The organism is Vibrio sp. M260118 (assembly GCF_036533755.1).
In the GTDB taxonomy this organism is placed as follows: Bacteria; Pseudomonadota; Gammaproteobacteria; order Enterobacterales; family Vibrionaceae; genus Vibrio.
Genome location: NZ_JATABG010000284.1, coordinates 1 through 4834, shown reverse-complemented (window position 1 = coordinate 4834; position 4834 = coordinate 1). Strand labels below are relative to the sequence as shown.

The following is a 4834-nucleotide window of genomic DNA, read 5'->3' as shown; positions in this document are numbered from 1 at the left end:
CCTTAAGATAGGCTATCTATAATGAAATCGCCCCGCATCATTGCGGGGCGTTTTGTTTTCAGCCAATAAACGAAATGTAACCTTGAAGAATGACAAGGTTAACGATGTCGATAAAGAAAGCACCAACAATGGGAACCACCATAAAAGCCTGCGGTGACGGACCAAATTTATTGACCAGTGAGCCCATATTCATCACTGCAGTTGGCGTCGCACCTAGGCCGAAACCACAGTGTCCGCCAGCAATAACGGCGGCATCATAGTTTGCACCCATCGCCTTGAATGTGACGAAAAACGAGAAGATGCCGAGTATGACCGATTGCACAGCGAGAATGATTAAGAACGGAATAGCCAAGTCGAATATATTCCATAGTTTTAAGCTCATTAAAGCCATCGCCAAGAATAACGACAGTGAAACCGTACCCAATATATCCACGGTTTCCGCATCGACCTTATGAGCTTTAGTGACTTCCAGAATATTGGTGATGAACACACCAATAAACAGCGCATAAACAAAATCAGGAATCATTAACCAACTTATCTCAAAGCTGCTGACCCACTGCTCTAAGTACTTAGCTCCAGTGACACAGATAAGCAGCACGAATAAGATTTCGATGACTTTCTTAGCCGTGACCTTATCTTCCTCGTACTCGTTGTAAGTGACGAGCTCAGGGAAACGTTCATGGGTCTGTGTACCTGTCCCATACTCTGATTCAAAACCATGTTTGGTAATTAGCTTCTGCGCCACCGGGCTGCCAATAATACCACCGATGATCAAGCCAAAAGTGGCTGAAGCCATGGCGATTTCTAATGTGTTAGACAATCCAAAGGTATCAGAAAAAGTTTGCGACCATGCCGCACCTGTCCCGTGCCCACCCGACAAAGTAATCGAACCGGCAATAAGCCCCATCAAAGGGTCTAAACCGAGCGCTGTCGCTAACGTAACACCGACACCGTTTTGAATGATGATATAGAACGACGCCACGGCAAGGAAGACAAAGACCTTCGCTCCGCCCTTCATCAATTGCGTGTAGTTGGCTGCAAGCCCTACGGTGCTAAAAAACATCAACATAAATACTTTTTGCAACGGTAGAGAAAACTCTAGATTTACACCATTGAAGTGCAGCGCTGTGATGATGACAGCGACAATAAGACCACCGACAATCGGCTCAGGGATATTAAACTTCTTTAAAATTGGAAGCTTGGCATTGACGAAATGGCCTAAGAATAAAACGCTGATGGCGATTAAGAAAGATTCTAGTGGTCCAACTGAAATTATCTGATTCATATAACCTCTTATTGTAATTCACTCATCTTCCCTAACGAGTACAGAGCCTTAATTAACTCTGTGGAGCTTTGCTCATTGATTCATTTTCCTATTGAAATGTGTCCTTATCCAAACAGCCTCAAGATGCTCGTTTCAACAGTGTCCCCAACAAAAAGTTGCCGGAGTTTTGAAAAGAAAGCGGGCATTATTAATAAACTTGCCCCCATTTGTCGAGTATTTACTTAAAAAATCGCTCTCTACTCATATCTGCTGATAGGAAAAAACAAGACACGAAACCGACATGAAAACGCGACAAGGCTTTGTTGCCGAAATCGAATGAACTAAATCAGAATCTTACGATCAGATCAGGAACATTCATTCACTGGCTCTGATTTCATGCCGAAGCCTCGCTATAAAACCACCAACTGGCGCAAGTACAACAACTCCCTCGTCAATCGAGGTTCACTCACGTTTTGGATTGACGAAGAAGCAATAACCGAGTGGAAACAATCTAAACAGCACAAGCGTGGTAGACCACGATTGTTTAGTGACTTAGCTATCACCACCGCTCTCATGCTGAAGCGTATCTTTTCCTTGCCCTTAAGGGCGCTACAAGTACAAGGCTTCATAGACTCAGTATTTAAATTGGCGAATGTCCCATTGGTTTGTCCTCACTATACCTGTATAAGTCGCCGAGCTAAGTATATAGACGTTAATTTCAAAGCCTCAACACGAGGCGCTATCCAACACCCAGCCATTGATGCAACAGGAGTCAAGGTATACGGTGAGGGAGAATGGAAAGTGAAAAAGCATGGAACTGATGGCAAGCGTCGAGTCTGGAGCTAACTCTATCTGGTGTGACTGATGCGGAAGCGCTCCCCGCCCTGCTCAAGCAAACACACCGCACCATCAATGAAATCTCGGGAGAGGGTGCAGCTTTCCGGGAAAAAGGTCATCCATGTAATTTGGCAGTTGGCTGCCAAAAGCTCTATGGCTCGAACAAAAAGTGGAAACAGAAGTATGGTTACCACAAGCGGTCATTGTCGGAGACCGCTATGTATCGCGTAAAACAACTACTAGGCGCTACACTCACGCTTCGAAATTACAACGCATAAGTTGGTGAGGCTTACGCCATAATTAAAGCACTCAACAAGTAAACTGGGATAGGTATGCCCGAAACTCAGTATGTTGTTTAAAATACAAACTATTTAGCAATCACTTAAGCTCAGCAGCAATTTTAGATGATCAGCCCTAAACCCGCGTACCCACCATCACTACTCACTATTCCGGGGGAATTGATACGATCGTTGGTATGTCTTGCGCGATTTCTTGCCACAGCATGGTTTGCTGGTGAGTTAAATTAGAGTTAGGTAGCGCGCTACAGGATGTAGCGTCGCTAAACTTGAAATATCAGGGCTAACTGCCGCTTAGGGTGAGATAGGTAAATTTAGAGTAAGTCGCGTAATATTTAAGTCTTTACTGCGCTGCCACACCCATCCAAAAGGCCTCAAGTTGCGCTTCGACCTCATCAACTGTTACACCATTGTGAGTGCGTGTGATGGCAGTGATCAACGCGTCGTGTTTTTCCTCTTTGATTTTGATTAGAACTTGCTGGGTGGCATCACTCAACAGATCTTTTAAATCAAAACCGAGTAGAAACGAGGCTTGCTTTTGTACGTCATAATTGAGTTGCTCACTGGGGATATAGTCTTCCCACAAACGCCCGTCGTGAATGAGTTCATACTTAGATAACACAGTATAAAAATCGGTGGCATCTTTATAACTTTCATCCCCTCGTTCGTACCAGGCCATCAATTTAAGCATCACAATACCAGGTAGTGATGCCACCTTTAGTTCGTGATCTTGTAGCTGAACGGTCAAAGCATTGTCGTAGGCTTCCTGAAAACCCACCACTGACATGGTGATCTCATGACTTGGTGGCCATTGAATTTGACCGTCTGTATCGGCTAAATCCCCAAAAGGAATAATATCGATAGGAAGCCCGCTATCGGGCTCTCTTAATCGATGAGCTTGGTCTGTGGCTTCTAGTCCTGCTGAGAGCAATTCTTGCTTGATGGTTTCAAACTCCTCCCAACTTGAAACGAGTAGTGCCGTATCAATATCGCGAGTGGCGCGAATCGGTTCGTGCCCAAAGATACCGTGTAGAACAATGTCCCTCGCGGTGGCACCCGCGATAAAATACGGCACATTTAGCGGGATCACTGCGCGAGTGACTTTGTGCAGCGCTTGTTCAAAAACGGGATTGAGGGAGCTGTTTAAGGTGTAGATATTGGTCATTGATGATCTCTGCAACTTCTTGATTGCGGCTGTCGTGACTCGTTAGCAATTCAGCGGTGCTTAATAGGGCTAGGGCAAAAGGCGTGATTTTAAGTGACTCGCCCCAAAATGGAGCGGCTACGGTTAGATTGCCACGCTCGTCCGGTTTTGCGCGGTACTGGCGGATTTTTTGTTGTAATGGTAAACGAGTATACAGCAGTACATGCTCCGGCGTTAGGTAGTTGGTGAGTTTGCTCGCAGCCACCTCTCCTCCCCATAGTTCGTTTGGTTCGAGTGGGAGCTCTTCCCACGGCTGCGGGGTATTTAGTCTCATCATTTGGGTTTTGGGGCGTAGTGTTACATTGTAGGCGGTTAGCCATTGATAGATGAGCGCCGACTTGTCGAGCAACCTGCGGCTGTCTTTGCCTTTTGGGATATGGTTGTTGTCGATGAGATAGTTGATGGCTTTGCTGACCATTCCGAGTGAAATATCAGACTTTTTGGCAATCTCTTGGTATGACTGGGTGATCAGTGTTTCATCGACAAGCATCGCAAAAAGGCATTTCATAATGCCGACACTCATCATGGGCGTTTTGCTCTGAGCCGGTTTGGTTTTATTCCCTTGGATTAAAATGTAGATGCCTTGGCCAACAATCCGCGCATTGCCTGCTTCATCGATATAATTGATATGGTTTTGATGGCAGTATTCTCTCAAGAAAGTGGTGAGGCCATTACAAATCAGTATACGCTGGCTCGTCTCAATTTGAGTTGAGAAATGGCTTAAGCTTTCTTTACGGTGAATGGTTTTACACTCAAGATAGAACCTGGCGGTTCGCTCGCTTAGGTTAAGCTTAAGGCAAGCATCCTTAGACTTTGATTTGTCACGCGTAACCGCAATACTTCCGTGCAGCTCTTCAGGTAGTTTATTCAGTACCGTTTCCAATAAGTGATTATCTAAATTCACGAATTACACCCTTTCATGATTCATGAAAAAATTATAATCGTGAAATTCGGTATTGTAAATAGTGTGTATATCAAAGCGTCCTAATAGAATGCTTGGCGCTCACCTAGTTGTATGTTGTCCACAGATGGTTGATTACTTAACAGAGATCGTAACCAAGATTCGGGCTTGTCCAATGAGGAGAGGCTTTGTTGCGTAATTCAGACGAGAAACCAAACCTCCTAAAGTTGAGCGACTTTTATACAATATACTGAGTTTCAGGCATACCAAGCCCTGTAAGTTTGTTCAGTGCTTTGATCATGGCGTAAGTCTCGCCAACCTGAGCGTTGTAA

3 protein-coding genes and 1 pseudogene are annotated in these 4834 nt (G+C 44.9%); 1 reads left to right on the top strand and 3 read right to left on the bottom strand.

Features of this window, described 5'->3' with window-relative positions; translation table 11 throughout:
- Nucleotides 1-58 precede the first annotated feature (58 nt).
- Nucleotides 59-1285: a sodium/glutamate symporter gene (gene gltS, locus QTO00_RS15005; protein WP_331425509.1), complete on the bottom strand. Its 1227-nt coding sequence runs from the start codon at nt 1283-1285 to the stop codon at nt 59-61.
- A gap of 375 nt (nt 1286-1660) precedes the next feature.
- On the opposite strand from gltS, the pseudogene QTO00_RS15000 reads away from it, so the two are divergent.
- Nucleotides 1661-2421: pseudogene (locus QTO00_RS15000) on the top strand (IS5 family transposase).
- A gap of 319 nt (nt 2422-2740) precedes the next feature.
- On the opposite strand, the gene QTO00_RS14995 reads toward QTO00_RS15000, so the two are convergent.
- The gene (locus QTO00_RS14995; RefSeq protein WP_331425508.1) at nt 2741-3562 is read right to left on the bottom strand and encodes a nucleotidyl transferase AbiEii/AbiGii toxin family protein; all 822 of its coding nucleotides are present in this window, start codon (nt 3560-3562) and stop codon (nt 2741-2743) included.
- Nucleotides 3516-4505: a type IV toxin-antitoxin system AbiEi family antitoxin gene (locus QTO00_RS14990; RefSeq protein ID WP_331425507.1), complete on the bottom strand. Its 990-nt coding sequence runs from the start codon at nt 4503-4505 to the stop codon at nt 3516-3518. Before QTO00_RS14990 ends, QTO00_RS14995 begins: the two co-directional genes overlap by 47 nt.
- Nucleotides 4506-4834: the final 329 nt, after the last annotated feature.

What these genes read in the sequence shown, in the direction of transcription:
- gltS (WP_331425509.1), bottom strand. Translation starts at nt 1,285, where the DNA reads ATGAATCAGATAATTTCAGTTGGACCACTAGAATCTTTCTTAATCGCC.
- QTO00_RS14995 (WP_331425508.1), bottom strand. Translation starts at nt 3,562, where the DNA reads ATGACCAATATCTACACCTTAAACAGCTCCCTCAATCCCGTTTTTGAA.